22 protein-coding genes are annotated in these 21,317 nt (G+C 60.7%); 12 read left to right on the top strand and 10 right to left on the bottom strand.

The features are described 5' to 3' along the window. Window positions 1–145 precede the first annotated feature (145 nt). A complete protein-coding gene (locus EOS_RS38945) occupies window positions 146–766 on the top strand; it encodes a TetR/AcrR family transcriptional regulator (RefSeq protein WP_047897564.1) in 621 nt (206 codons plus the stop codon). Between the two features lie 48 nt (window positions 767–814). Here EOS_RS38945 and EOS_RS38940 read toward each other — a convergent pair whose 3' ends face one another. From EOS_RS38940 to EOS_RS38925, 4 genes are all read right to left on the bottom strand, one after another. Beyond that, window positions 815–1,057: a DUF2795 domain-containing protein gene (locus EOS_RS38940; protein ID WP_047897563.1), complete on the bottom strand. Its 243-nt coding sequence runs from the start codon at window positions 1,055–1,057 to the stop codon at window positions 815–817. Window positions 1,058–1,088: 31 nt separating this feature from the next. Further along, the gene (locus EOS_RS38935; protein ID WP_047897562.1) at window positions 1,089–1,361 is read right to left on the bottom strand and encodes a hypothetical protein; all 273 of its coding nucleotides are present in this window, start codon (window positions 1,359–1,361) and stop codon (window positions 1,089–1,091) included. A 284-nt stretch (window positions 1,362–1,645) separates the two neighbouring features. Beyond that, window positions 1,646–3,382, bottom strand: coding sequence for a ClcB-like voltage-gated chloride channel protein (locus EOS_RS38930; RefSeq protein WP_047897561.1), 1,737 nt, complete (start codon window positions 3,380–3,382; stop codon window positions 1,646–1,648). A gap of 102 nt (window positions 3,383–3,484) precedes the next feature. Beyond that, window positions 3,485–5,686: a heavy metal translocating P-type ATPase gene (locus EOS_RS38925; protein WP_407639224.1), complete on the bottom strand. Its 2,202-nt coding sequence runs from the start codon at window positions 5,684–5,686 to the stop codon at window positions 3,485–3,487. A gap of 120 nt (window positions 5,687–5,806) precedes the next feature. On the opposite strand from EOS_RS38925, the gene cadR reads away from it, so the two are divergent. Beyond that, window positions 5,807–6,238, top strand: a complete 432-nt coding sequence (cadR, locus tag EOS_RS38920; RefSeq protein ID WP_047897559.1) for a Cd(II)/Pb(II)-responsive transcriptional regulator — start codon at window positions 5,807–5,809, stop codon at window positions 6,236–6,238. Window positions 6,239–6,330: 92 nt separating this feature from the next. Here the strand turns inward: cadR and EOS_RS38915 are convergent, their stop codons facing one another. The 3 genes from EOS_RS38915 to EOS_RS38905 all read right to left on the bottom strand — a co-directional run bounded on the left by EOS_RS38915 (window position 6,331) and on the right by EOS_RS38905 (window position 9,158). Beyond that, on the bottom strand, window positions 6,331–7,134 hold the full coding sequence (locus EOS_RS38915; protein WP_047897558.1) for an aldo/keto reductase: 804 nt from the start codon (window positions 7,132–7,134) through the stop codon (window positions 6,331–6,333). A 45-nt stretch (window positions 7,135–7,179) separates the two neighbouring features. Beyond that, window positions 7,180–7,914, bottom strand: a complete 735-nt coding sequence (locus tag EOS_RS38910; RefSeq protein ID WP_047897557.1) for a glutathione S-transferase — start codon at window positions 7,912–7,914, stop codon at window positions 7,180–7,182. Between the two features lie 158 nt (window positions 7,915–8,072). Further along, the gene (locus EOS_RS38905) at window positions 8,073–9,158 is read right to left on the bottom strand and encodes a YeiH family protein (protein WP_047897556.1); all 1,086 of its coding nucleotides are present in this window, start codon (window positions 9,156–9,158) and stop codon (window positions 8,073–8,075) included. A gap of 106 nt (window positions 9,159–9,264) precedes the next feature. Here EOS_RS38905 and EOS_RS38900 point away from each other — a divergent pair, with 106 nt between their 5' ends. The 8 genes from EOS_RS38900 (at window position 9,265) to EOS_RS38865 (ending at window position 17,081) form a co-directional block, all read left to right on the top strand. Further along, window positions 9,265–10,155, top strand: a complete 891-nt coding sequence (locus tag EOS_RS38900) for a LysR family transcriptional regulator (RefSeq protein ID WP_047897555.1) — start codon at window positions 9,265–9,267, stop codon at window positions 10,153–10,155. A 400-nt stretch (window positions 10,156–10,555) separates the two neighbouring features. Beyond that, window positions 10,556–11,314: a sugar phosphate isomerase/epimerase family protein gene (locus EOS_RS38895; protein ID WP_235443105.1), complete on the top strand. Its 759-nt coding sequence runs from the start codon at window positions 10,556–10,558 to the stop codon at window positions 11,312–11,314. A 58-nt stretch (window positions 11,315–11,372) separates the two neighbouring features. Further along, entirely contained in the window at window positions 11,373–12,374 is a 1,002-nt protein-coding gene (locus tag EOS_RS38890; protein ID WP_047897553.1) for a sugar kinase, read from the top strand. A gap of 72 nt (window positions 12,375–12,446) precedes the next feature. Further along, a complete protein-coding gene (locus tag EOS_RS38885) occupies window positions 12,447–13,739 on the top strand; it encodes an MFS transporter (protein WP_047897552.1) in 1,293 nt (430 codons plus the stop codon). 36 nt (window positions 13,740–13,775) lie between these two features. Next, complete coding sequence (locus tag EOS_RS38880; RefSeq protein WP_047897551.1) at window positions 13,776–14,744, top strand: NAD(P)-dependent oxidoreductase; 969 nt, start codon at window positions 13,776–13,778, stop codon at window positions 14,742–14,744. 79 nt (window positions 14,745–14,823) lie between these two features. Next, entirely contained in the window at window positions 14,824–15,873 is a 1,050-nt protein-coding gene (locus tag EOS_RS38875) for a LacI family DNA-binding transcriptional regulator (protein ID WP_047897550.1), read from the top strand. A gap of 19 nt (window positions 15,874–15,892) precedes the next feature. Next, window positions 15,893–16,711: a YhfC family intramembrane metalloprotease gene (locus EOS_RS38870; RefSeq protein ID WP_047897549.1), complete on the top strand. Its 819-nt coding sequence runs from the start codon at window positions 15,893–15,895 to the stop codon at window positions 16,709–16,711. A gap of 1 nt (window position 16,712) precedes the next feature. After that, window positions 16,713–17,081: a DUF3022 domain-containing protein gene (locus tag EOS_RS38865; protein WP_047897548.1), complete on the top strand. Its 369-nt coding sequence runs from the start codon at window positions 16,713–16,715 to the stop codon at window positions 17,079–17,081. Window positions 17,082–17,091: 10 nt separating this feature from the next. On the opposite strand, the gene EOS_RS38860 is transcribed toward EOS_RS38865, so the two are convergent. Beyond that, window positions 17,092–17,526, bottom strand: coding sequence for a PGDYG domain-containing protein (locus EOS_RS38860; protein WP_047897572.1), 435 nt, complete (start codon window positions 17,524–17,526; stop codon window positions 17,092–17,094). Between the two features lie 177 nt (window positions 17,527–17,703). Further along, a complete protein-coding gene (locus EOS_RS38855) occupies window positions 17,704–18,225 on the bottom strand; it encodes a Spy/CpxP family protein refolding chaperone (protein WP_047897547.1) in 522 nt (173 codons plus the stop codon). 306 nt (window positions 18,226–18,531) lie between these two features. Here EOS_RS38855 and EOS_RS38850 point away from each other — a divergent pair, with 306 nt between their 5' ends. Continuing rightward, window positions 18,532–18,993 (top strand): Lrp/AsnC family transcriptional regulator, encoded by a 462-nt coding sequence (locus tag EOS_RS38850; protein WP_047897546.1) that lies wholly within the window; start codon window positions 18,532–18,534, stop codon window positions 18,991–18,993. A gap of 159 nt (window positions 18,994–19,152) precedes the next feature. Continuing rightward, a complete protein-coding gene (locus tag EOS_RS38845; protein ID WP_047897545.1) occupies window positions 19,153–20,262 on the top strand; it encodes a saccharopine dehydrogenase family protein in 1,110 nt (369 codons plus the stop codon). A 139-nt stretch (window positions 20,263–20,401) separates the two neighbouring features. On the opposite strand, the gene EOS_RS38840 is transcribed toward EOS_RS38845, so the two are convergent. Then, window positions 20,402–20,983 (bottom strand): AAA family ATPase, encoded by a 582-nt coding sequence (locus EOS_RS38840; RefSeq protein WP_047897571.1) that lies wholly within the window; start codon window positions 20,981–20,983, stop codon window positions 20,402–20,404. Window positions 20,984–21,317 lie beyond the last annotated feature (334 nt).

Below are 21,317 nucleotides of genomic sequence, written 5' to 3'. Positions count from 1 at the left end.
GGGCGCGCAGTTCGAAAGCTTGGCCCGCCAAGGCCACCAAGCTTCCCGGTACGTCGCCGCCAAATACGCGATGAATTCTAATACAACTATGAATCTGGAATCAAAGCCGTATCATAATTCAATTTTGAGATGCTAAACTCGACCGATGAAACGAATTCGCCTCACGCGGGAGCAAAGCCGTGATCAAACGCGTCAGCGTTTGCTGGACGCTGCACAAGCTGTTTTCATGAAGAAGGGGTTTGTTGCCGCGAGTGTCGAGGACATTGCGGCGTCGGCGGGTTATACGCGCGGGGCGTTCTATTCGAACTTCGGCAGCAAGTCCGCGTTGTTTCTGGAACTGCTCAAGCGCGATCACGACGGGATCATGAACCGGCTGCATTCCATCTTCGATGGTGAGGCGAGCCGGGCCGACATGGAAAGCCGCCTGTTGCAGTATTACAGCGAGTGCTATCGCGACAACAAGTGTTTTTTGCTTTGGGTCGAAGCGAAATTGCAGTCGAGTCGCGATGCGAAATTTCGCGCGCAATTCAATGCATTCATCCGGGAATTGTTGCAGACGACGACGGCGTATATTGTCGCGTTTTCAGAGCGGGCGGGGACACCGTTGCCCATGCCCGCGGAGCAGCTTGCGCTTGGGCTAACGGCGTTGATCGATGGAATGCAGTTTTTTTATACGTCGGATCCGCAGGCTTGCGGCAACGAAATGTCCGAGGCCGTACTGGCAAAGTTTTTTAGCCGCGTGGTGTTCGGGGCTGATGTGGTTTGAGGGTTTCGGGCGAACAAAAAGAACGTACAACCTGGAACGTATTACGTTTCAGATTGCGATCCCCGATCCGCCGTTACTGCCGAGCAACTGCTCCACTGCATCCGCGCTCGCATAATCCTGCTCCGGCAAACCATCGAACACAGCGATCACGTCGTTGCTCACACCCGCAGCGCGCGCCGCATCGACAATGCCATCCTTATTGGCCGGATATTTCAGATCCCGCAAGACCTGCGCGATTTCATCGTCGATCGGTTCATCGTTCAAGCTGGCGTTTGCGTGCGTATCGGTCATGGGTGCCCTTGATCGTTTTAATGGATCCTGCTCACGTCTGAACTTGTATCACCTGGCTTGCCATCCCATGGCTGGGCGTCCGCGATTTCGGCAACGCCACGTGAAGCCAACGCGCGTGATCCAGGTCCTGCGCCCTTACTTCCGGCGCGGGCGGAGACACCGGCGCAGCATTGGCGCGCATGGCAAGCACCACGCGCATTGCTTCAGCCTGGCGGGCGTCGATTGCTGCATCGTCCGTATGGATCGGCGCTGCGTAACACGACACGGATACCAAAACCATCAATAAAGACGTTGAGGTTTTCATCGCTCAACCCTCCTGACACTGAGTCCACAAGCAGTACGCAAGCGGTCCAAAAGCAGCACGAATACGGGACAGTACAGAGAATAGTAGCGGGGAATCGAGCAAAGGCCATGCCAATCGATACCCGCAGTCTTTCCGCGGTTTACCTGATGAATGCGGCGTGTCCGTCGAGCTATGTCTCAAGCGGCGCCGGCGGCAGTTCTTCGAGTCAATTCTCGAATCGGGTTTTCAGCACGTGCTTCACGGGCGGGCAGGCACTGCCGCAATTTTGCACGCTCTGCGCAATTTCAGCGCGATGCCGGATTTAAACGGAAGTAGGCATCGAGAAGCGATGTTTTGTACACCACGCCGAGCAACACCGGCCGCGCTGCGCAATCGACGACCGGCAAACGCTCGCCCTGAAACGCCAGGAAATGCTGCAACGCTTCACCCAGCGACATGTCTGGTGTCAGCACATCGAAATGAGGTTGCAGATAATCCGCGGCGGATTTGATGTCGGTGTTGCCTTCATCGAGCAGATCGGACGTGATGTCCTTCAGTGCAACCACGCCGCGAAACTGGCCGTCTGCATCGACGACGTAGAGGTACTTCACCGGATACTCGAGGAACACGCGGGTCATCGTTTTCACGTCCGCATCGAGTGGCACGATCGTCTCGGCGGGTTTCACGAGTTCGCGCATCTGCGTGGCGGCGAGCCGCAAGCGCTCCTTTTCGTCGCGATTGCGCCGCAGCGTGACCTCGTACATCGAGGTCTGCGCCGACGCCCGCGCGATGAAAAACGCCACCACGCACGAGAGCATCAGCGGCAGCATGACCTGATAACTCAGCGTCATTTCGAAGATCATCAGAATCGCCATCAACGGCGCGTGCGTGGCGGCGGCGAGGAATGCGCCCATGCCGACCATCGCGTAGGCGAACGGCGCGGACGTGGAGTGCGGCCAGATCGCATGCGCCGCCAGCCCGAACAGGCAACCGACCACGGCGCCCACGAAGAGCGTCGGCGTGAAAATCCCGCCGACCGCACCCGAACCCGCGGTCGCCGCGGTCGCGACGATCTTGAATAGCAGCACCGCGGCCAGCGCTTCCCAGGTCCAGGGGTGATGCAGAATCGAGTTGACGACTTCATAACCGTTGCCCCAGACCTCGGGATACCAGATGGAAATCACGCCGACGATCAAGCCGCCGAGTCCGAGCCGCATTGGCAAGGGCAGGGGCAGCTTGGCGAAGCGTTGTTTCGATGCCGCCAGCAGGCGCAGGAAATACGGCGCAAGCACGCCGCAGATCAAGCCGAGCAGGACAAACAGCAGCACCTCGACGCCCGTGACGGTCGGAAACACCGGCATTTCGTAAGCCGGCCGGTAGCCGGCGAATTCGCGCATCGTGATGTTCGCGACCACTGAGGACACCACGATCGGCCCGAAGCTTTCCATCGCGATGGAGCCAAGCACGATTTCGGTGACGAAGAACGCGCCGGCGATCGGCGCGTTGTACGCCGAGGTGATCCCGGCGGCTGCGCCGCAAGCGACGAGCAGGCGCAGGCGTGGCGGATCGAAATGAACCCAGCGGCCGATCAGCGACGCGCTCAGCGCCGCGAGCTGCACCATCGAGCCTTCGCGCCCGATGGAACCGCCGCTCGCGATGGTGAACAGCGACGAGATGCTGCGCCACAGGCTTTGCGAGACCGGTACGACACCGTCGCCGATAGTCACGGCTTCCATGTAGTCGGCATGCGCCTGAGCGGTCGTTCGACGCCGGGCGATCAGCAGGCACACGCCCGCGATCAGGCCGCCCGCGGCCGGCAATGCGACCCGCACGGGCCATGGAAGGCGCGTCGCCATCTCGACGAAGTTACCGTTGGCACCGCCGAACAGCCGCTGCAATCCGTCGATACCATCGCGAAACAGCGCGGTTGCGAACGCGCCGGCCACGCCGACAATCACGGCCCACACGAGCATGGTGTGGGCTTCGGAGAAACGGAACCGGCGCTGTGCCCGGGTGCGCAGCTTGAGCAGGAATGAAAGCACGTGAGCTTGAATGTCGGAGCGGGTCGGGGCCAATGGTGCGGGGGAAGGATATCACCGGCGAGTGGCCACGGGGCCGTGCTCCGATGCACGCGTGGACGCGGGTTATCGTCGTAATAACCTGAGTCCGTTGGCGACTACAACCAAGCTTGCGCCCACGTCGGCGAGGACGGCCATCCACAGGGTTGCGGCACCCGTCAGCGCGAGCACGAAAAATACCGCCTTGATCCCCAGCGCCAGCACGATGTTCTGTATCAGCACCGTGTGAGTCGCCTTCGATAGCCGGATGAAGGCCGGGATCTTGCGCAAGTCGTCGTCCATCAGCGCGACATCCGCGGTTTCGATGGCGGTATCGGCGCCCATCGCACCCATGGCAAAACCGATGTCGGCGCGGGCGAGAGCGGGGGCGTCGTTGATGCCGTCGCCGACCATGCCGACCACGGCGCCATCTGCCGCGAGCGTTGCTACTGCGGTGAGCTTGTCGTCGGGCAATTGATCGCCACGGGCTTCATCGATACCCACGGCGGTCGCGATCGCCGCCGCCGTATGCGAATTGTCGCCGCTCAGCATGACGGTGCGAACGCCGAGGGCGTGCAGGTCGCCGATGGCCGCACGGCTGGTCTCCTTCACTGTGTCCGCGACGGCGAACAGTGCGAGCACGCCTTCTTCGCCGATGAGCAGCACGACGGTTTTTCCCTGGCGCTCCTGTGTGTCGAGCCGCGCTTCCAGGCTGGCGGAACAACGCCCGAGCTCTTCGACCAGGCGGTGATTGCCGAGCGCGTAAGGTTTGCCGTCGATTGTCCCCTGCACGCCGCGTCCCGGCAACGCTTCGAAGTCATCGACCGATAACCGCACGATGTGGTCGATATCAGCGGCGCGAGCGAGCGCTTGCGACACCGGATGATCCGAACGTCCGGCGAGACTGGCCGCAAGCTGGCGGCACCGGGCGGCGTTTGTATCGGCAAGGGCTTCGAAATAGGTCTGCGCCGGCGTTCCATGCGTGATCGTGCCGGTCTTGTCGAGGGCTAGCCAGGTCAGCTTGCGGCCCCTTTCAAGATACGAGCCGCCCTTGATCAGAATGCCCTTGCGGGCTGCGGCGGTGAGGCCACTGACGATCGTCACGGGCGTCGAGATCACAAGCGCACACGGGCAGGCAATCACCAGCAGCACCAGTGCTTTATAGACCCAGTCGTGCCAGACGCCGCTAGCCAAAAGCGGCGGCAAGACCGCGACGGCCACTGCGAGCGCAAATACGACCGGCGTATAGACACGCGCGAACTCATCGACGAAGTGTTGCGTCGGCGCCTTCGAACCTTGCGCTTCGGACACCGCGTGAATGATGCGGGCGAGGGCGGTATCGGCGGCGACCGCCGTCACGCGATACTCGATCGACCCGGACTCATTGATCGTGCCCGCGAACACGGCGTCACCCGGCGCTTTGTCGACGGGCAGGCTTTCACCCGTGATAGGTGCCTGATTGACCGCCGAGCGGCCGGTCATCACGACACCATCGAGTCCGATCCGTTCGCCGGGCTTGATCCGCACGACAGTGTTTATCGATACCGATTTTGCGTCCACGTCCACCCACGCCCCGTCAGGTTGTCGAACGGTAGCTCGCTCGGGTGCGAGTTGCATCAGCTTCTGGACGGCATTGCGCGCGCGGTCGAGCGACTTCGCTTCGATCAGTTCGGCAATGCTGAACAAGACCATGACCATTGCCGCTTCCGGCCACTGGCCAAGCACCAGCGCGCCCGTCACGGCGATGCTCATCAGCGCGTTGATGTTGAGATTGCCGTTGCGGATCGCGACCCAGCCCTTTTTGTACGTGCCAAGGCCACCGGCGACGACAGCCAGCACGGCAAGCGATGCCGCCATCCAGCCCGGAAACCCGGCGAAGCTGACAATTTCCGATGCGACCGCCGCCGCGCAAGCCAGTGCCAGCGGCCAGCCGGGGTTATTCTTCGCGACTACTGCAGCTTCACCTTCCTGCTTCGATTCCGGCAACTCAGCGGTGAAACCCAGCGAACGAATGGCTTGCGCAACCGCCTCGCGTTCCAGCGGCGAGTGGTCCACCGTCAACAAACGCTGCATCAGGTTGAATTGCACGCTGTGCACGGAAGGCATTGCGGAAAGCTTCTTGCGTATCAACGCTTCTTCCGTCGGACAATCCATCTGCGCGATAAGAAAAACCGTGCGTTCGCCGCGGCTCAGCGGGTTTTGGGGAGAGGCGGTTTTACTCTCACTGTGCGAATGCTTGTGCTGGGAAGAATGAGCGTGACCGTGGCAGCACGGCGACTGGACCGGGATTACATCGACCGTATTATCTGCATTGCTGCGTGGGGACATCGTGGCTTCCAGAAGGGATCTATGATGTAGTAGACGCCCTGAAGTCACTTCAAGGTCAAGCGTTGACCGGGAGCCCACGCAATGAGAATCGGTGAACTGGCGAAAATGGCGCAGTGCACGACTGAAACCATCCGCTTCTACGAGAAGGAAGGGTTGTTGCCGCAAGCCAGGCGGACAGACTCGAATTACCGGAACTACACGGAAGCGCATGCGGAACGCCTGCGGTTTATCCGCAATTGCCGAGCGCTCGATATGACGCACGACGAGATCCGCCATCTGCTTGGCGCAACCGATGCCCCCGGCGAACCGTGCGGCTCGATCAATTCGCTCGTCGATGAACACATTCTTCACGTCGACCGGCGGATCGAGGAATTGATGCAACTGAAGTCACAACTGGTCGTGCTGCGAGGGCAATGCACGACGGAGGAATCGGTGACGGACTGCGGAATAGTCCAGGCGCTTTCAACGAACGATGTCGCGCCCGCCCGCGAGAAGCGTACGCATTTGGGTTGAGTTCCGAATTGGGTTGAGTTCCGAAGCTTGCCCGGCATGTAGAAATCCGGCCTTGTTTCATGAGGCCGGATTTTTAACGTTAAAACGCCAACTCACCACTTCGGCGCAAACGGCGGCTTGGCGTTACGCCGTCCTTCGTCGAGCGCATCGATCTTTTTGATATCGTCGGCATCCAGCTTCACCTTTTGCGAATCCCAGTTCAGTTCCTGGTGTTCCGGATTCGTCGATGCCGACAGCACCACGATATCGCGCGACAGCAACCACGCAAACGTCACCTGAGCCGGTGTCACGCCATGTTTCTTCGCGATGGCAATCAGCGTCGGGTCTTTATGCGCGCGGCCTTCGCCGAGCGGCATATACGCGGTCACCTTCACACCGAGTTTTTGCGTTGCCTCGACCAGCTTGCGGTTCGCGAGGAACGGGCTGATTTCGAACTGATTCGTCACAATGCCCTTGCCGCCGGGCGCGTTCAACGCTTCTTCGAGCAACGGCGCGGTAAAGTTCGACACGCCGAAAAACCGGATCAACTGCTGCTTCTGCGCGTCCTGGAAGCCCGCGATAGATTCGGCGATCGGCACCACGCTATCCGGCGACGGCCAGTGAATCAGCGCAAGATCAATCGTGCCGATGTTCAGCTTCTTGTGACTGTCGACGAGACTTTTCACCACGTCATCACGACGCAACTGGTCGTGCCAGACCTTCGTGGTGATCCAGATATCTTCGCGCGGCACGACCGAATCGCGTATGCCTTTGCCGACGGCTTCTTCGTTGTTGTAGTACTTCGCGGTATCGATATGTCGATAGCCGAGTTGCAGCGCGCTCGTGACCGCCTTGGCGGTTTTTTCCGCATCTACGCGAAACGTACCGAGTCCGAAAGAGGGAATCGTTTCAACCATCTGATACTCCTTGCTTGATTGGTTATCCAAAATAAGCCGGCCGGTTCAGGCATCCTGATCCAGTTCGGGGTAATGGCGGAAGATGCCGGATTCGTTGAATGGAATCCGTCGTTCCGAGTCCACATAAGCCGCAATGTTTGGCCGTTCGAGCACGGCGTCATGCAGCGCGGCCACGCGCGGATAGGACATGCCGAATTTTTTCATCGCGTGGGGAAATGCGTAGTGCAGGCCGCCCACAAGTTGAAACATCGACAAATCCACGTAGGTGGTCGTGTCGCCGATCATCTGCGTATCGCCTTGCGGATTCTGTGCGAGAACACGTTCGAAATAACCCATGAATTTCGGAACCCGGTTCTCGATGAAATCCTTCGCGCGACGCTTCGCCGCGTCTTTCTGGTCTTCGTAATAGAGACCGCTCGCGAGCGGATGATGGGTGTCGTGTACTTCGGTCACCATGTCCGCGATGGTCAGTTGCAAGCCGTGCGCGACGTAACGAAGACCTTCGTCCTTCGGCGCGAGACCCAGCTTCGGTCCGAGATACAGCAGGATGTTCGCGACGTGCGGCACGATCAGCTCACCGTCTTTCAGGAACGGCGGTGCGAACGGAATGTGCGGCTCGATCTTGCTGTTGATGATCTTCATCATCGCGCCGGTGCCTTGTCCGTCCTTCTTCGCGCCGCGTGAAACATCGATGTATTCGGCGCCGGCGTCTTCCAGTGCAAGCCGGACAAATTCGCCTCGGCCTTGAATACCGTCCCAGTAATAAAGTTCGTAGGCCATCGGCAATATCCTCGCGATCTGACGGCTGGAAAATGCGGGAAACCAAAGACAGTAGGGTAGCAACACGCGTGCCGTTGCGCTCGTAAGGTCGCTTAAAAGCAAAAGCCCCGCACGCGGCGAGGCTTCCATGTTCCTGTAAGCGGCACCACGGGCCCACGTTACCCGAGCAGGCGCTCGACGCCAAAGGTAATCGCGAGTCCTCCCCCGATCAGCCAGGCATAAACGATGGCGCCGGTCATCAGCGCGCGCGGCCCGGCCTGACGAATTTGCGCGATCCGCGTTTCGATGCCCAAGGCGGTCATCGCCATGGTCAATGCGAAAGTGTCGAGTGTGTTCAGCGTGTGGGTGGCGGGGGCGGGCAGCACGTGCAGCGAATTCACGATCACGAGCGCGAGGAACCCGAGCGCGAACCAGGGAATCGCCAGCTTGCCTTTCGTGCCAGTGGTGCCGCTATCGTCAGTCAGACCGTTGTTGCGCGCGCGGTTCACCCACATGCCGATCACGAGCAGCACCGGCACGAGCAACATTACGCGCGTCATTTTGACGATGGTCGCAATATGCGTTGCTTCCGGGCTGACGTTGCTTGCCGCGCCCACCACCTGCGCCACTTCGTGGATCGTACCGCCGAAAAACAGGCCAACGCCCAATGTATCCAGATGCAGCCAGCCGAGGTGCACGACGAGCGGATAGAGGAACATGGAAAGCGTGCCGAACAGCACGACGCTGCCGACCGCCATCGCGCTTTTGTGCGGCTCGGATTGCAGCGTCGATTCGAACGCGAGCACGGCCGCGGCGCCGCAGATCGCGCTGCCGGCTGCGGTCAGCAACGCTGTATCGCGGTCGAGTTTCATCAGCTTCATGCCCGCCCACGTGCCGATGGCGAGCGTGCTCACCACCACGAGCACCGATACCGTCAGCCCCGGCAGCCCGACTTGCGCGATTTCCTGCAGGCTCACACGCAGCCCGAAAAATCCCACCGCAATACGCAGGAGTTTACGAGCGGAGAAATTGATGCCTGACGCCCAGCTTTCCGGCATGCCGTCACGCAGCGCATTGCCGTAGATTGCTCCGGCGACAATGCCGACGATCAGCGGACTCAGCCCCAGGTTCGCGATGAATGGCAGCGCGGACAGCTGTGTGACGGCGGCGGCGAACAGCGCGACGAACAGAATGCCGTTCAGTTGGCCGCGTGTTTGATTGGCTGGCGCGGAACCGGATGCGACGGGAGTGGCGAGGGAATTCATGGTTTTTCAACGCTGGTTTGAGCAGGCCAATCCTATTCTGGATATATCGATATGAAAAATCGTCATTTAGAATGTAAACTATCGGCCTAAACGATATTTGATACTCATGACCCCCGATCAGCTTATAACTTTCGCCACTGTTGCTGAGCACAGCAACATCAGCCGTGCGGCGGTCGCGTTGCATTTATCGCAGCCCGCGGTGTCGGGGCAATTGCGCCAGTTGCAGGACGAATTCGGCGAGCCTTTGTACCAGCGCGATGGCCGTGGCATCCGGCTGACGACTGCCGGTGAACAGCTCGCTGTTTATGCAGTGCGGATTCGCGAGACCTTCGGCCAGGCGTATGCGTACCGGGATGCGTTACGGGGGCTCGAGCGCGGCACGCTGCGAATTGGAGCGAGCACGACACCGGCCAGTTACTTGTTGCCTTATCTGATTGCGGAGTTTCATCGGCGGTATCCGGACGTGGCGATTCACACCATCGACGGCAATACGACTGAGATCGTTGCTGCGCTTGGTTCGCTGGATATTGCGATGATCGAGGGACCGGTGGGTGCTGATTTACCTCCGGGAACCGAAGCCACGCCGTGGCGCGAGGACGAAATCGTGGCAATTGCGCCAAGTGGTCATCCATTGGCGGCAACCTCGGGCGGGGTGACGCTGGAGGCGTTGTGCGCGAGTCCGCTGGTTTTGCGCGAGACCGGTTCGGGCGTGCGTCAGTTGGTTGAGCGCGCGTGCGCCCGGGCGGGCGTGCAGATGCGCGTGGCGCTGGAAATTGCGGGCGTGGAGGGCGTGAAAGAAGCGGTGCGGGCGGGGATGGGTATTGGTTTTGTCTCGGCAATGTCGATGCGTCACGAGGATGGCGCGTTACAGCGCATGCGGATCGCACCGGAGCCGCTGACGCGACGGTTTTCGATCCTGATGCCGCATGGGGCGGCGGCGTCGCGGGCGGCGGCGAGGTTTTACGCGCTGTGCGTGGAGGATGGGGTTGGAAAATGATGGCTACCGCTGATTAGGCTGTGACGTGCCGCCACGCACAGTGGCTAATAGTGATAAAGAGAACAGCCAGCATAGACCGGCCACGGACGCAGAAAGCAGCAACCCGGCATAGACCCAGCCCAACGGGCGCCAGCAGACCCCGTCCAACGCCGAGTGCGAACGAAAACCCTGTCCACCGGCGCGAGCAAAAATCCCTCCCCCTAGGGATTTCCAGAATAGCGCCCCCCAACCCTCCAGCGCATCATGCGCAAATCCCCCGACGCAGCACGCGTCTTTTTTGAAATTTGATCTTGGAACCGGTTCCATTGATCGATTAAGGGCAAATTTGATGGTGGAACAGGTTAATTTCGGTAATTTGATCAAAAATGCCCGGACTCGGGCGAAGGTCCCGGTGGTTATCGTGGCGAGTGCATTTGGCGCGGAATCGATCCGCCGCGACGGCCACGCGGCCTGGGTGGAGGTCGCAGCAAAAGCCGGTGCGGCGGGTTTCGAAGTGCGCCGCGAATTGTTCTCCAATAAGACTCAATCCCAACCCGCTTCGCTATACGAACTCGGTCAGAGAATCCGGGCGGGCGGCATGTGGCCCGTCTATTCGACGCCCGCGATGCTTTTCGACGATACCGGCGCCCTCGATGAGTGCGCGATGGAGCAAACCCTGGACGAAGCCGCTGCGCTCGGTGCGCGTATCGTCAAATTCCAGCTCGGTGGATCAGAAAGCACCGGCACGGCGACGGATTCCGTGACGCTCGATCGCCTGATCGCCGGTGTCCGAAATTCCAAAGCGCAGGTCGTCGTCGAGAACGGTCAACTGAAAGCGGGCGGCACAATCGATGCGTTCTCCGCTTTGTTCGAAGCGCTGGAAACCCGCGCGCACACGCTCGCCATGACCTTCGACACCGGCAACTGGCAATGGGCGCAGCAAGATCCGCTCGAAGCGGCGCGGCGCCTGGCCAAATATGTCGGTTACGTACATTGCAAAGCGGTGGAGGGCGAAGACGGGCGATGTTTCGCGACGGCGCCCGCGATTGATGACTCTTACTTCACCGCGTTATTAGCCTATTTGCCGGCCCACGTCCCGCGCGGCATCGAATTTCCGTTCGACCAAGCCAGTCTTGCCAGCGACGCCGCACGCTACGTAAAACAACTTGCCTCAGCCTGAAAGCAAAAGAACGCACCCGCACCGCATGCCCCTATCAATGAATGACGAAGGACCGCTTATGAAAACCACTCTCGATGTCGTGACCTACGGCGAAGCCATGACGCTGTTCGTCGCGGCCGAGACCGGCGATCTCGCGAAGATCGGCCAGTTCACGAAGCGCGTGGCCGGCGCGGACCTGAACGTCGCAATCGGCTTGTCGCGACTTGGTTTCCGGGTCGGCTGGATGAGCCGTGTGGGCCACGACTCGTTCGGCCGATACGTACTCGACGTGCTCGCGCAAGAAGGGATAGACGCGAGTTGCGTCACCATCGACGAGCGTTATCCGACCGGTTTCCAGCTGAAATCGAAGAATGACGACGGCAGCGATCCGGCGATCGAATATTTCCGCAAGGGCTCGGCGGCGAGCCATTTGTCGCTCGACGACTACGTGGCGGACTACGTGCTCGGCGCGCGCCATTTGCATCTGACGGGTGTCGCGCCTGCCATTTCGGCGACCTCGCGCGAGCTCGCCTTTCATATGGCGAAGGAAATGCGCAAGGCCGGCAAGACCATCTCCTTCGATCCGAACCTGCGGCCGACGCTTTGGCCGTCGCAAGAAGCGATGGTTGAGGCGCTGAACGCGCTGGCCGCGCACGCCGACTGGGTGATGCCGGGCGTGAGCGAAGGCAAGATCCTGACGGGATTCACGAAGCCCGAGGACATCGCGCGTTTTTATCTGGATCGGGGCGCCAAGGGCGTGGTGGTCAAGCTCGGCGCCCACGGCGCGTACTTTCGGACCGCGAGCAACGAAGAAGGCACGGTGCCGGCGATCACTGTGAAAAATGTCGTCGATACGGTCGGCGCCGGCGATGGTTTCGCGGTCGGCGTGGTGAGCGCGCTGCTGGAAGGCCGCGATGTGCGGCATGCGCTTACGCGGGGCAACCGCATCGGCGCGCTGGCGATCCAGGTGATCGGCGATAGCGAAGGTCTCCCGACCCGCGCGGAACTCGATGCGCTGGAACAACCGGGCGGCAACGGGACGCTGGCAACCGGCGCGGCGGCAATCAACGTCGCGCTGTAAAAACGCCTTTATAGCTACAGAGATAGCGACAGAGATAGCCGTGGGGCAAACGAGACAAGGACGGAGACAATCATGCAACAAGCCAATACGAATACACCCACGCTTGCAATGCGCCGTTGGTGGACGATCATGCCGATCGTGTTCATCACGTATAGCCTCGCGTATCTCGACCGTGCGAATTTCGGCTTCGCTTCGGCGGCCGGTATCAATCACGATCTCGGCATCAGCAAGGGGCTGGCATCGCTGATTGGCGCCTTGTTCTTTCTCGGCTATTTCTTCTTCCAGATTCCCGGCGCGATCTACGCCGAGCGTCGCAGCGTGAAGAAGCTCGTGTTCGTGAGCCTGATCCTGTGGGGCGGCTGCGCGGCGCTGACCGGCGTGGTCACCAACATTCCTTCGTTGATGGCGCTGCGTTTCGTGCTCGGTATTGTGGAAGCGGCCGTGATGCCCGCGATGTTGATCTTTATCTCCAACTGGTTCACGAAGTCGGAGCGATCGCGCGCCAACACTTTCCTGATCCTGGGCAATCCCGTGACGGTGCTGTGGATGTCGGTGGTCTCGGGTTACCTGATCAATTCGTTCGGCTGGCGCCACATGTTCGTGGTCGAGGGCGTGCCGGCTATCATCTGGGCGGTGATCTGGTGGTTTATCGTGCAGGACAAGCCAGAGCAGGTCAAATGGCTGTCCGAGCAGGAAAAACGCGATCTGGACAACACGCTGCGCGCGGAACAAGCAGCCATCAAACCGGTCAAGAACTATGGCGAGGCGTTCAAGTCGCCTGCGGTGATGAAACTCTCCGCGCAGTATTTCTGCTGGAGCATCGGCGTGTACGGCTTCGTGCTGTGGCTGCCGTCGATCCTCAAGAACGCCTCGACGTTCGGCATGGTCGCGACGGGCTGGCTGTCGGCCGTGCCGTATCTCGCGGCGACCATCGCGATGATCGCGGCGTCCTGGGCATCGGACAAACTCGAGCGACGCAAGCTGTTCGTATGGCCGTTCCTGCTGATCGGCGCATTCGCGTTCGCGGGATCGTATTTGCTCGGGTCGACGAGTTTCTGGGGCTCGTATGCGCTGCTCGTGATCGCGGGCGCCGCCATGTACGCGCCTTACGGCCCGTTCTTCGCGATCGTGCCAGAATTGCTGCCGAAGAACGTTGCAGGCGGAGCGATGGCGCTGATCAACAGCATGGGCGCGCTCGGCTCGTTCGTCGGTTCGTACGTGGTCGGATATTTGAACGGTGCGACGGGGTCGCCGGCGGCATCGTATGTGTTCATGAGCGCCGCGCTGGTGGCCGCCGTCATACTGACGCTGGTCGTGAAACCGCAACCGGTCGCATCTGTCGCCAAACTCGCTACACGCGCTTGAGGCACTCATTCCATTTGATCCACAGGATTCGTTTCGATGAAAAAGAAGATCGTCGCGTATAAGCCGTTGCCCGCGGACGTGCTCGCGTATCTGCAGGAACACGCGGACGTCACGACCGTCGACCCGAAGCGGCACGACGCCTTCGTGGCCGCGTTGAAAGATGCCGATGGCGCGATCGGCGCAAGCGTGCAAATCACGCCGGCCATGCTCGAGGGCGCGACGAAGCTGAAGGCGCTGGCGACGGTATCGGTGGGTTTCGATGCCTTCGATATCGCCGACCTGAACCGCCGCGGCATCCTGCTCACGAATACGCCGGACGTGCTGACGGAATCGACGGCCGATACGGTCTTCGCTTTGATTCTGGCCAGCGCACGCCGCGTGGTGGAACTCGCGGAGTGGGTGAAGGCGGGCAAGTGGACGAAGAGCATCGGTGAGGACTGTTTTGGTGTCGATGTCCAGGGCAAGACGCTGGGTATCATCGGGCTGGGGCGCATTGGCGGGGCAGTGGCGCGGCGCGCATCGCTCGGTTTCCGCATGAACGTGCTGTACACGAACCGCAGCGCGAACGCGCAGGCCGAACGCGATTACGGCGCGAAGAAAGTCGATCTCGAGGAACTGCTCGCGACCTCCGATTTCGTGCTGCTGCAAGTGCCGCTGACCGCCGAAACACGTAACCTGATCGGCGCACCGCAGCTCAAGGCGATGAAGCGCAGCGCAATCCTGATCAACGCGTCGCGTGGACCGACGGTAGATGAAGACGCGCTGATTGAAGCCTTGCAGAACGGTACGATCCTCGGCGCGGGCCTCGACGTGTTCGTGAAAGAACCGCTTTCTGCGGACTCGCCGTTGCTCAAGATGAAGAACGTGGTGGCGCTGCCGCATATTGGCTCGGCCACGCACGAAACCCGGCACGCGATGAACAAAAACGCCGCCGAGAACCTGATCGGTGCGCTGAATGGCACACTCACCAACAACATGGTGAATCCGGAAGCATTGAAGCGCTGAGCGGCTTGAGGCCAAGCTCGCTGCATCGTACAAAGCGCGCCTTGGCGCGCTTTGTTTTTATCGGGTGTCGAACGAGAACATGACAAGAGACAACTTTTCGAATGACCGGCGCGCGACCATCACCGACGTCGCCCGTGAAGCCGGCACTGGCAAGACCAGCATTTCGCGTTATCTGAACGGCGAGACGGGCGTGTTGTCGACCGAATTGCGCGAACGCATAGAAGAAGCGATCGCGAAGCTCGATTACCGGCCGAACCAGATGGCGCGCGGGTTGAAACGCGGCCGCAACCGGCTGGTCGGGATGCTGGTCGCGGACTTGACGAATCCGTATTCGGTCGAGGTGCTGCAGGGCGTGGAAGCCGCCTGTCACGCGTATGGTTATATGCCGCTGATCTGCCACGCGGCGAACGAGGTCGATCTGGAGCGGCGCTACCTGCAATTACTGACAACGTATCGCGTGGAAGGCGTGATCGTGAACGCGCTCGGCGTGAAGGAGGAGACCCTGGAAACGCTCGCTCGCGGCGGCGTTCCGGTGGTACTGGTGGACCGCGCGGTCGAGGGGCTCGTCGCCGATATGGTCGGGCTGGACAATCCCGAAGCAGTACGGATGGCGATCCGTCATCTCGTGAGCCAGGGTTTCGACGAGCTGCTGTTTGTCGTCCAGCCGTACGCGCAGGTCAGTTCGCGACGCGTGCGCGAGGCGGCGTTTCGTGACACTATCGGCGCGCTCGGCATTTCTGGCGTCACGATCGTGCTCGATCTGGATAATGACGAAAACCTCGCGGAAATCGATGCGCGTATCAGCGCGGCGCAGAGTCAGAACCGCCGCGTGGCGCTGTTCGCGGCGAACGCACCGGTAGCATTGCGGGTCGCGCTGCACATGAAGGATCGTCACGGCGTCGACTGGCAGCGGCGCGTGGCGCTGATGAGTATCGACGACTCCGAGTGGGCCGAGCTTGACGGCATGACGACGGTGCGCCAGCCGACCTATAACATAGGCGAGCGCGCCGTCGAGTTCCTGCACGAGCGCATAGAAGGCGCGGGCGTGGCGGCGCGAGAATGCCTGCTGCCGGGCGAACTCATCGTGCGGGCATCGACGTCGGCGTCGACGAATAATGGCGGTACCTAGTTCCAGGGAAATTTAATTAATGGTAAGTGCTTTGACGCTGGTCTTCCTCACCCTCGCGACGCTGCTGATCGCCGCGTTGCCCATCTGGTTGTATCGCAGGATGAAGCCGCGTTATGGCTTCGAACGGCGCGACGTGATTGTCGGGATCGCAGTGTTTGCGCTGTTTTCGATGGTGATCGAACGTGGCCTGCACGGGCTCGTTCTGAGCAATGCCACGACGGTCGGCTTGCTGATGAATCCCGCCATTTTTGTGATCTATGGCGCGCTTGCCACGGGCATTTGCGAGGAAGTCGGGCGCTTCGTCGGCATGAAATGGCTGATCAGGCGCGATCCCGCTTCATTGCAGCGCCCGGGTACGGCACTCGGCTACGGGATTGGGCACGGCGGTGCGGAAGCGTGGCTCGTTGGCGTACTGGTGCAACTGCAGTGGATCCTCTACGCCATGCTTGCCGATCGCGGCATGCTTGATCAATATTTCACGAGCGTGCCAGCCGAATCGCTGCTGCGGCTGCACGCAGTGCTCGGCAGTCTCACGCCGGAATCCGCCGGGTTGTTCCTGGTCGAGCGGGCGGCAGCGTTCGTGTTTCAGATCGGCTTTTCGGTGGCGATGTGGCATATGTTGCGCGAGCGTTTCCGGTTCACGCTGCCTTTCATGATCGTCGCGCACGCGCTGATCGCGATGCCCATTGCGCTGTATCAGGCGCGTTTGATTCCGCTGCTCGCCGCCGATGCCGTGTATCTCGTGTTCGGCCTGATCGTGATGCGTGCGCTGCGCCGGTATTTTCTCGGCGTGTCGACAGCCGCGAATCGCGCGGCGCGTGTGAAGGCCGGAGACTGACATGGATGACGAATATCAATACGACTGCCCGAGCGCGGATATCGAATTGCTGGCGCGCGTGGTCAGCGACCTGTTCCCGGAGCAGACGCAATTCGCCGAACGCCCCGGCGACGACGGCCAGCTTTCGCTCGTGATTCATTATGTGGCGATGCGCTTCGGGGCGACGGCACGCCGTATCGCCATCGACATCCGCTTCGATCCCGCCGCGCTCGCGCGTTACCGGGCGATGCCGCCGCGGTTGCACGCGCGCAGTTATGCGGTACTGCGTGCCTATGTGGAAGCCACGCTCGGTTCGCTCGAGGAGATGTACGCCAACGGGGAAACGGTGCCGCGCACGGTGGAGATCGATATCGGCGAGGACTTTGCGTGAGGCCGGGGCGTTACAACGCTTTGTAAACCTTCGCGAAACGCGCTGCCTTCACCACGCCGTAATCGCCCGGCGCGTATTGCATGACCCAGTCGTCCGCTTCGCCGTGAAGCACATCGCCGGCTTCCGAACGCGCGATTGAAAATGCTTCTTGCATTTGCTTTGCGAGGACGGCGACGGGCACGTTCCGGTACGCACCGGCATCGCCATGCGCGACACCGTCGTGCGCCACGTACTTCGCATCGAACCGATCCCGCGATACCACCCAGCGTTCGCCGGTGGCGCCGGTGATCAACGCGTCGCCGGGGCCGTAGCGATTCGGGCCTTCCAGACTCATCAGCGAGCCGGCTTCCCGCGCGAACTCGACGGTGACGGTCTCGTCTTTCACCACGCGACGCGCGGCTGGATCGGAGGTGAGGTCGAGGCGGGTGAGACTGATCGGTGTCATGCGCATGTCATGGAAGCATTGAGAATCCGCGATCGTAACGCCAAGCCCCGTGTTGTGCATACCGCAATGTGAAAGCGCCCGCATCGAAACCACGATGCGGGCGCCTGTTTCAAGCCACTAAGTCAAACCACTGCGTCAAACGACCGGGTCAAACCAAATCAAGCCGTTACCTGAAGCTTACGGCTTGGTTGCCGATGCGCCGTCCGCCGCGTCCGGCGCCTTGCGATGCGCCCCGTGGCCCTTATGCTCCGAGCGTTTAGCCGACTGGTGGAAGCTTGCGTCGGCGAGTTTCTTCTGCTCGGGCGAAAGACTCGCGTAAAGCGGCTCGAAGGCATCGACCAGACGCTTGGTGCCGTCCGCCTGCGCTTGCGTGATCTGTGCGTACTGCTTCATGTCGTCGAGCGCGCTCGTGTCCGTGCCCAGCGCCATGCGTTGACGGTACAACTCACCCATCGTGTGGCCGTTGTCGCGCATCACGTCGGCGAACTTGTTCCATTGCTCGTCCTGAGCCGGGGTGATCTTGAGCTTCGCGTGCAGGTCCGAAATGCGTTGCTCGACGCGTGCTTCGCGTGCCTGGCCACGTGCCGTGTCCGGCGCCGATGCACCTGCTGGTGCAGTCGTAGCGGCAGGAGCGGACGATTGGGCGAACGCCGTGGAAAGAGCCAGCGAGGCAGCCAGTGCAACGAGTGTTTTTTTCATGGGTGACACCTTGGGTCCATTGAGAAGGGGCAAGCAATACACGGGAAAGACCACGTGCGCTGTTTGGCCGACGCCGCTATTAATATCACGATAGCGCGCAGCGCTGCTTCAGTTGCCACAACTGCTTACAACCGATACGTATGGAAAAAAACGCCTTGAAGGAGCCAAACCGGGTGCGCAGCGTCAGGAGTTTAACCAACCCGCGGTGACGGACGCAGCTTGATGCACTCGTGTTTTAATGGCTTTCTTGCCGCTTGCAGTACTTTCACTGCTTCAAACGAATCCCCAACAAAAGGATCATGTCTCATGCGACCGCCGCGCCTCGATCAGCTCGACAACATCGACCGGAACCTCGTCGCGTCGTTGCAGGTGAACGCTCGTGAAAGCGTCTCTGAGCTTGCGCGCCAGCTCGGCATTGCACGCACGACGGTCATCGCCCGGCTCGCGCGGCTGGAAAAAACCGGCGTGATCGCGGGTTATGGCGTGCGGCTTGGGCAAGACGTGCTCGATGCCAGCATTCAGGCCTACGTGGGCATCAAGCTGGCGCCGAAGTATGGTCGCGACGTGCAGAAACGCTTCGCCAGGATGCCCGAAATGCAACTGCTCTGCGCGGTGAGCGGCGAGTTCGACTACGTCGCGTGGCTGCGCGCCGACTCGCCCGACCGGCTGAACGATCTGCTCGATGAAATCGGCGGCCTGGAGGGTGTCGAACGCACGACGACATCGATCATTCTTGCGCGTAAGGTCGATCGCGGTGGCATGGGTTGAGGAGCAAATCGAGCAGTTTTGGACATTTTGTCGCATGGAGTCGTCAAAACGTCGAGATCAGTAGTCGATTAGCATCATTTTGTGTCTGTTATCAATATTCATGCGCTCCTAAACTGGTGGTCGGAGATTGCTTACCGACCGCCCATCAAGGAGATAAACATGAAAATAGCCCTCATCGGCGCCGGCCTGATTGGCCAGAGCATCGCTCACTTGCTGCGTGAAACCGGCGACTACGACGTGGTCGCTTTCGACCGCGATACCCAGGCGCTCGCGTTGCTTGAAGCGCAGGGTATCCCCACCCGCCGTGTCGATTCCGCCGATGCCAATGCATTGCGACTCGCGCTGCAAGGTTTCGATGCACTCATCAACGCGATGCCGTATTACCTTGCCGTGACTGTGGCAACGGCGGCGAAAGCAGCCGGCGTGCATTACTTCGACCTGACCGAGGACGTGCGCGCGACGCATGCGATCCGCGAGATCGCTGACGACTCCACGCACGCGTTCATGCCGCAATGCGGGCTGGCGCCGGGATTCATCGGCATCGTGGCACACGACCTGGCGAAGCGCTTCGCCGAGGTCCGCGAGATCAAGATGCGTGTGGGTGCCTTGCCTGAGTTTCCGACCAACGCGTTGAAATACAACCTGACGTGGAGCATTGATGGTCTGATCAACGAGTATTGCCAGCCGTGCGAGGCTATCCGCGACGGCAGGGCGCAATGGGTGCAGCCGCTGGAGGGACTGGAGCATTTTTCGCTCGATGGCACCGAGTACGAGGCGTTCAATACGTCGGGTGGTCTTGGCACCTTGTGCGAGACGCTCGCCGGCAAGGTGGAGGCGCTGGATTACAAGTCGGTGCGTTATCCGGGGCATCGCGAACTGATGAAGTTTCTTCTCGACGACCTGCGCATGTCGACTGATCGCGACGGGTTGAAGGCGATGTTGCGGCGTGCGGTGCCGGCTACAGCGCAGGACGTGGTGCTGGTGTTTGTTACGGCGACGGGGATGCGCGATGGCCGTCTCGTGCAAGATGTATTCACGCGCAAGATTTTCGCGAAGACCGTATGTGGTGTGCCGATGAGCGCCATCCAGATCACGACTGCCGGCGCGATCTGCGCGGAGCTCGATCTGTTCCGCGAAGGCGTGTTGCCGCAGAGCGGGTTTATTCGTCAGGAACAGGTACCGCTGGAAGCGTTTTTGGCGAACCGGTTCGGGCGGTTGTACGAAGGCGCGAGCACACTTGCAGCCGTGAGACAACTTGAAGCGGCTTGATCGCCCGGTTTGGGCTGAACATCGCTGCTAGCTGCCTGAGAGACTAAATAAAAAAATTGTCTGGATGAAGCCGTTCCGCTGCGTTGCGGAACGGCTTTTTTTATAGCGCAAAGGCATGGGTGTCACGTCGCCTTTCACGTCACTTCTGCACGATCCGGCCGAGCAGTTCGTCGAATGCTTCCGGCGAGGGCGCGTCGTTATCGAACATCAGCAAATCGCGGCTTGCTTTGGCGTCCGGGACGAAGCGCCGCTGCCGGTATTCGTCCCAATGCGTGAGCTTGTACGCATCGCCCGGATCATTGCGCGCGGCGATACGCGCGTGCGCCACATCCTCCGTGACGTGCACCCAGACTACCCGGATCGTCACATCGTCACTGATGCCCAGCCACGCACGATTGAAGAGCAGGCCATCGCGTATTTCCCGCGATAGCGGCGCGACGATCAACGCGCCGATACCAAGTTCGAGATTGTCGCGTGCGGTATCGATAAGGCTCCGGTATTCCGGATCGCGCAGATGCTTGAGATAGAGCGGGCTGTCGCGATCGTGCGGGTCGTGAGTCAGTACGTCCATCACCGCGGCGCTGTAGTGGCCGTAGAGCGTGTCCTTGTCGAGCAGGCAGAACGGCTCGCCGGTTGCGCGCATCAACGGCCCGATCAGGCGTTTTGCCAGCGAGGTCTTGCCGGTGCCTGCGTGACCGCAGACGAAGACGAGGTGAGTCATGATTGGCAGCGGTTGATAACGAGTGGACAGTGGCTGCAACAGATTATCGTGCGGCCTGAGATGAATGTGTCTTTTAGCGTCATTGAACCCTGTTTTGTTGCGCGAGGCGTTCCGCATACGACGCCGGCTGACGAATGGATTTTCGCGGCGTGCAACGGTAGGAGCTTCCTGCGCCAACCGTGAAGCAGCGGAGTGCACCGGCCACCCGCACGACGTTCTGGCTCGGGCACAATGATGCGCCTGAATGACGCCGGCCCGGCGCGGGAGCCCCAGTTCGCCCAGTCCGCGCTATCGGCTGCGTAGAATCACGCGCGCACCTGCTCGCCGCGCCATT

The sequence above is a fragment of the Caballeronia mineralivorans PML1(12) genome, assembly GCF_001028175.1.
GTDB classification, from domain to species: domain Bacteria; phylum Pseudomonadota; class Gammaproteobacteria; order Burkholderiales; family Burkholderiaceae; genus Caballeronia; species Caballeronia mineralivorans.
The sequence above is the reverse complement of the archived record's forward strand: the minus strand, read 5'-3'. Positions and strand labels throughout refer to the sequence as shown.

Bases quoted from the DNA above. Each gene is read 5' to 3' on its own strand.
- EOS_RS38945 (WP_047897564.1), top strand. From the start codon at position 146: ATGAAACGAATTCGCCTCACGCGGGAGCAAAGCCGTGATCAAACGCGT.
- EOS_RS38940 (WP_047897563.1), bottom strand. From the start codon at position 1,057: ATGACCGATACGCACGCAAACGCCAGCTTGAACGATGAACCGATCGAC.
- EOS_RS38935 (WP_047897562.1), bottom strand. From the start codon at position 1,361: ATGAAAACCTCAACGTCTTTATTGATGGTTTTGGTATCCGTGTCGTGT.
- cadR (WP_047897559.1), top strand. From the start codon at position 5,807: ATGAGAATCGGTGAACTGGCGAAAATGGCGCAGTGCACGACTGAAACC.
- EOS_RS38915 (WP_047897558.1), bottom strand. From the start codon at position 7,134: ATGGTTGAAACGATTCCCTCTTTCGGACTCGGTACGTTTCGCGTAGAT.
- EOS_RS38910 (WP_047897557.1), bottom strand. From the start codon at position 7,914: ATGGCCTACGAACTTTATTACTGGGACGGTATTCAAGGCCGAGGCGAA.
- EOS_RS38905 (WP_047897556.1), bottom strand. From the start codon at position 9,158: ATGAATTCCCTCGCCACTCCCGTCGCATCCGGTTCCGCGCCAGCCAAT.
- EOS_RS38900 (WP_047897555.1), top strand. From the start codon at position 9,265: ATGACCCCCGATCAGCTTATAACTTTCGCCACTGTTGCTGAGCACAGC.
- EOS_RS38890 (WP_047897553.1), top strand. From the start codon at position 11,373: ATGAAAACCACTCTCGATGTCGTGACCTACGGCGAAGCCATGACGCTG.
- EOS_RS38885 (WP_047897552.1), top strand. From the start codon at position 12,447: ATGCAACAAGCCAATACGAATACACCCACGCTTGCAATGCGCCGTTGG.
- EOS_RS38880 (WP_047897551.1), top strand. From the start codon at position 13,776: ATGAAAAAGAAGATCGTCGCGTATAAGCCGTTGCCCGCGGACGTGCTC.
- EOS_RS38875 (WP_047897550.1), top strand. From the start codon at position 14,824: ATGACAAGAGACAACTTTTCGAATGACCGGCGCGCGACCATCACCGAC.
- EOS_RS38870 (WP_047897549.1), top strand. From the start codon at position 15,893: ATGGTAAGTGCTTTGACGCTGGTCTTCCTCACCCTCGCGACGCTGCTG.
- EOS_RS38865 (WP_047897548.1), top strand. From the start codon at position 16,713: ATGGATGACGAATATCAATACGACTGCCCGAGCGCGGATATCGAATTG.
- EOS_RS38860 (WP_047897572.1), bottom strand. From the start codon at position 17,526: ATGACACCGATCAGTCTCACCCGCCTCGACCTCACCTCCGATCCAGCC.
- EOS_RS38855 (WP_047897547.1), bottom strand. From the start codon at position 18,225: ATGAAAAAAACACTCGTTGCACTGGCTGCCTCGCTGGCTCTTTCCACG.
- EOS_RS38850 (WP_047897546.1), top strand. From the start codon at position 18,532: ATGCGACCGCCGCGCCTCGATCAGCTCGACAACATCGACCGGAACCTC.
- EOS_RS38845 (WP_047897545.1), top strand. From the start codon at position 19,153: ATGAAAATAGCCCTCATCGGCGCCGGCCTGATTGGCCAGAGCATCGCT.
- EOS_RS38840 (WP_047897571.1), bottom strand. From the start codon at position 20,983: ATGACTCACCTCGTCTTCGTCTGCGGTCACGCAGGCACCGGCAAGACC.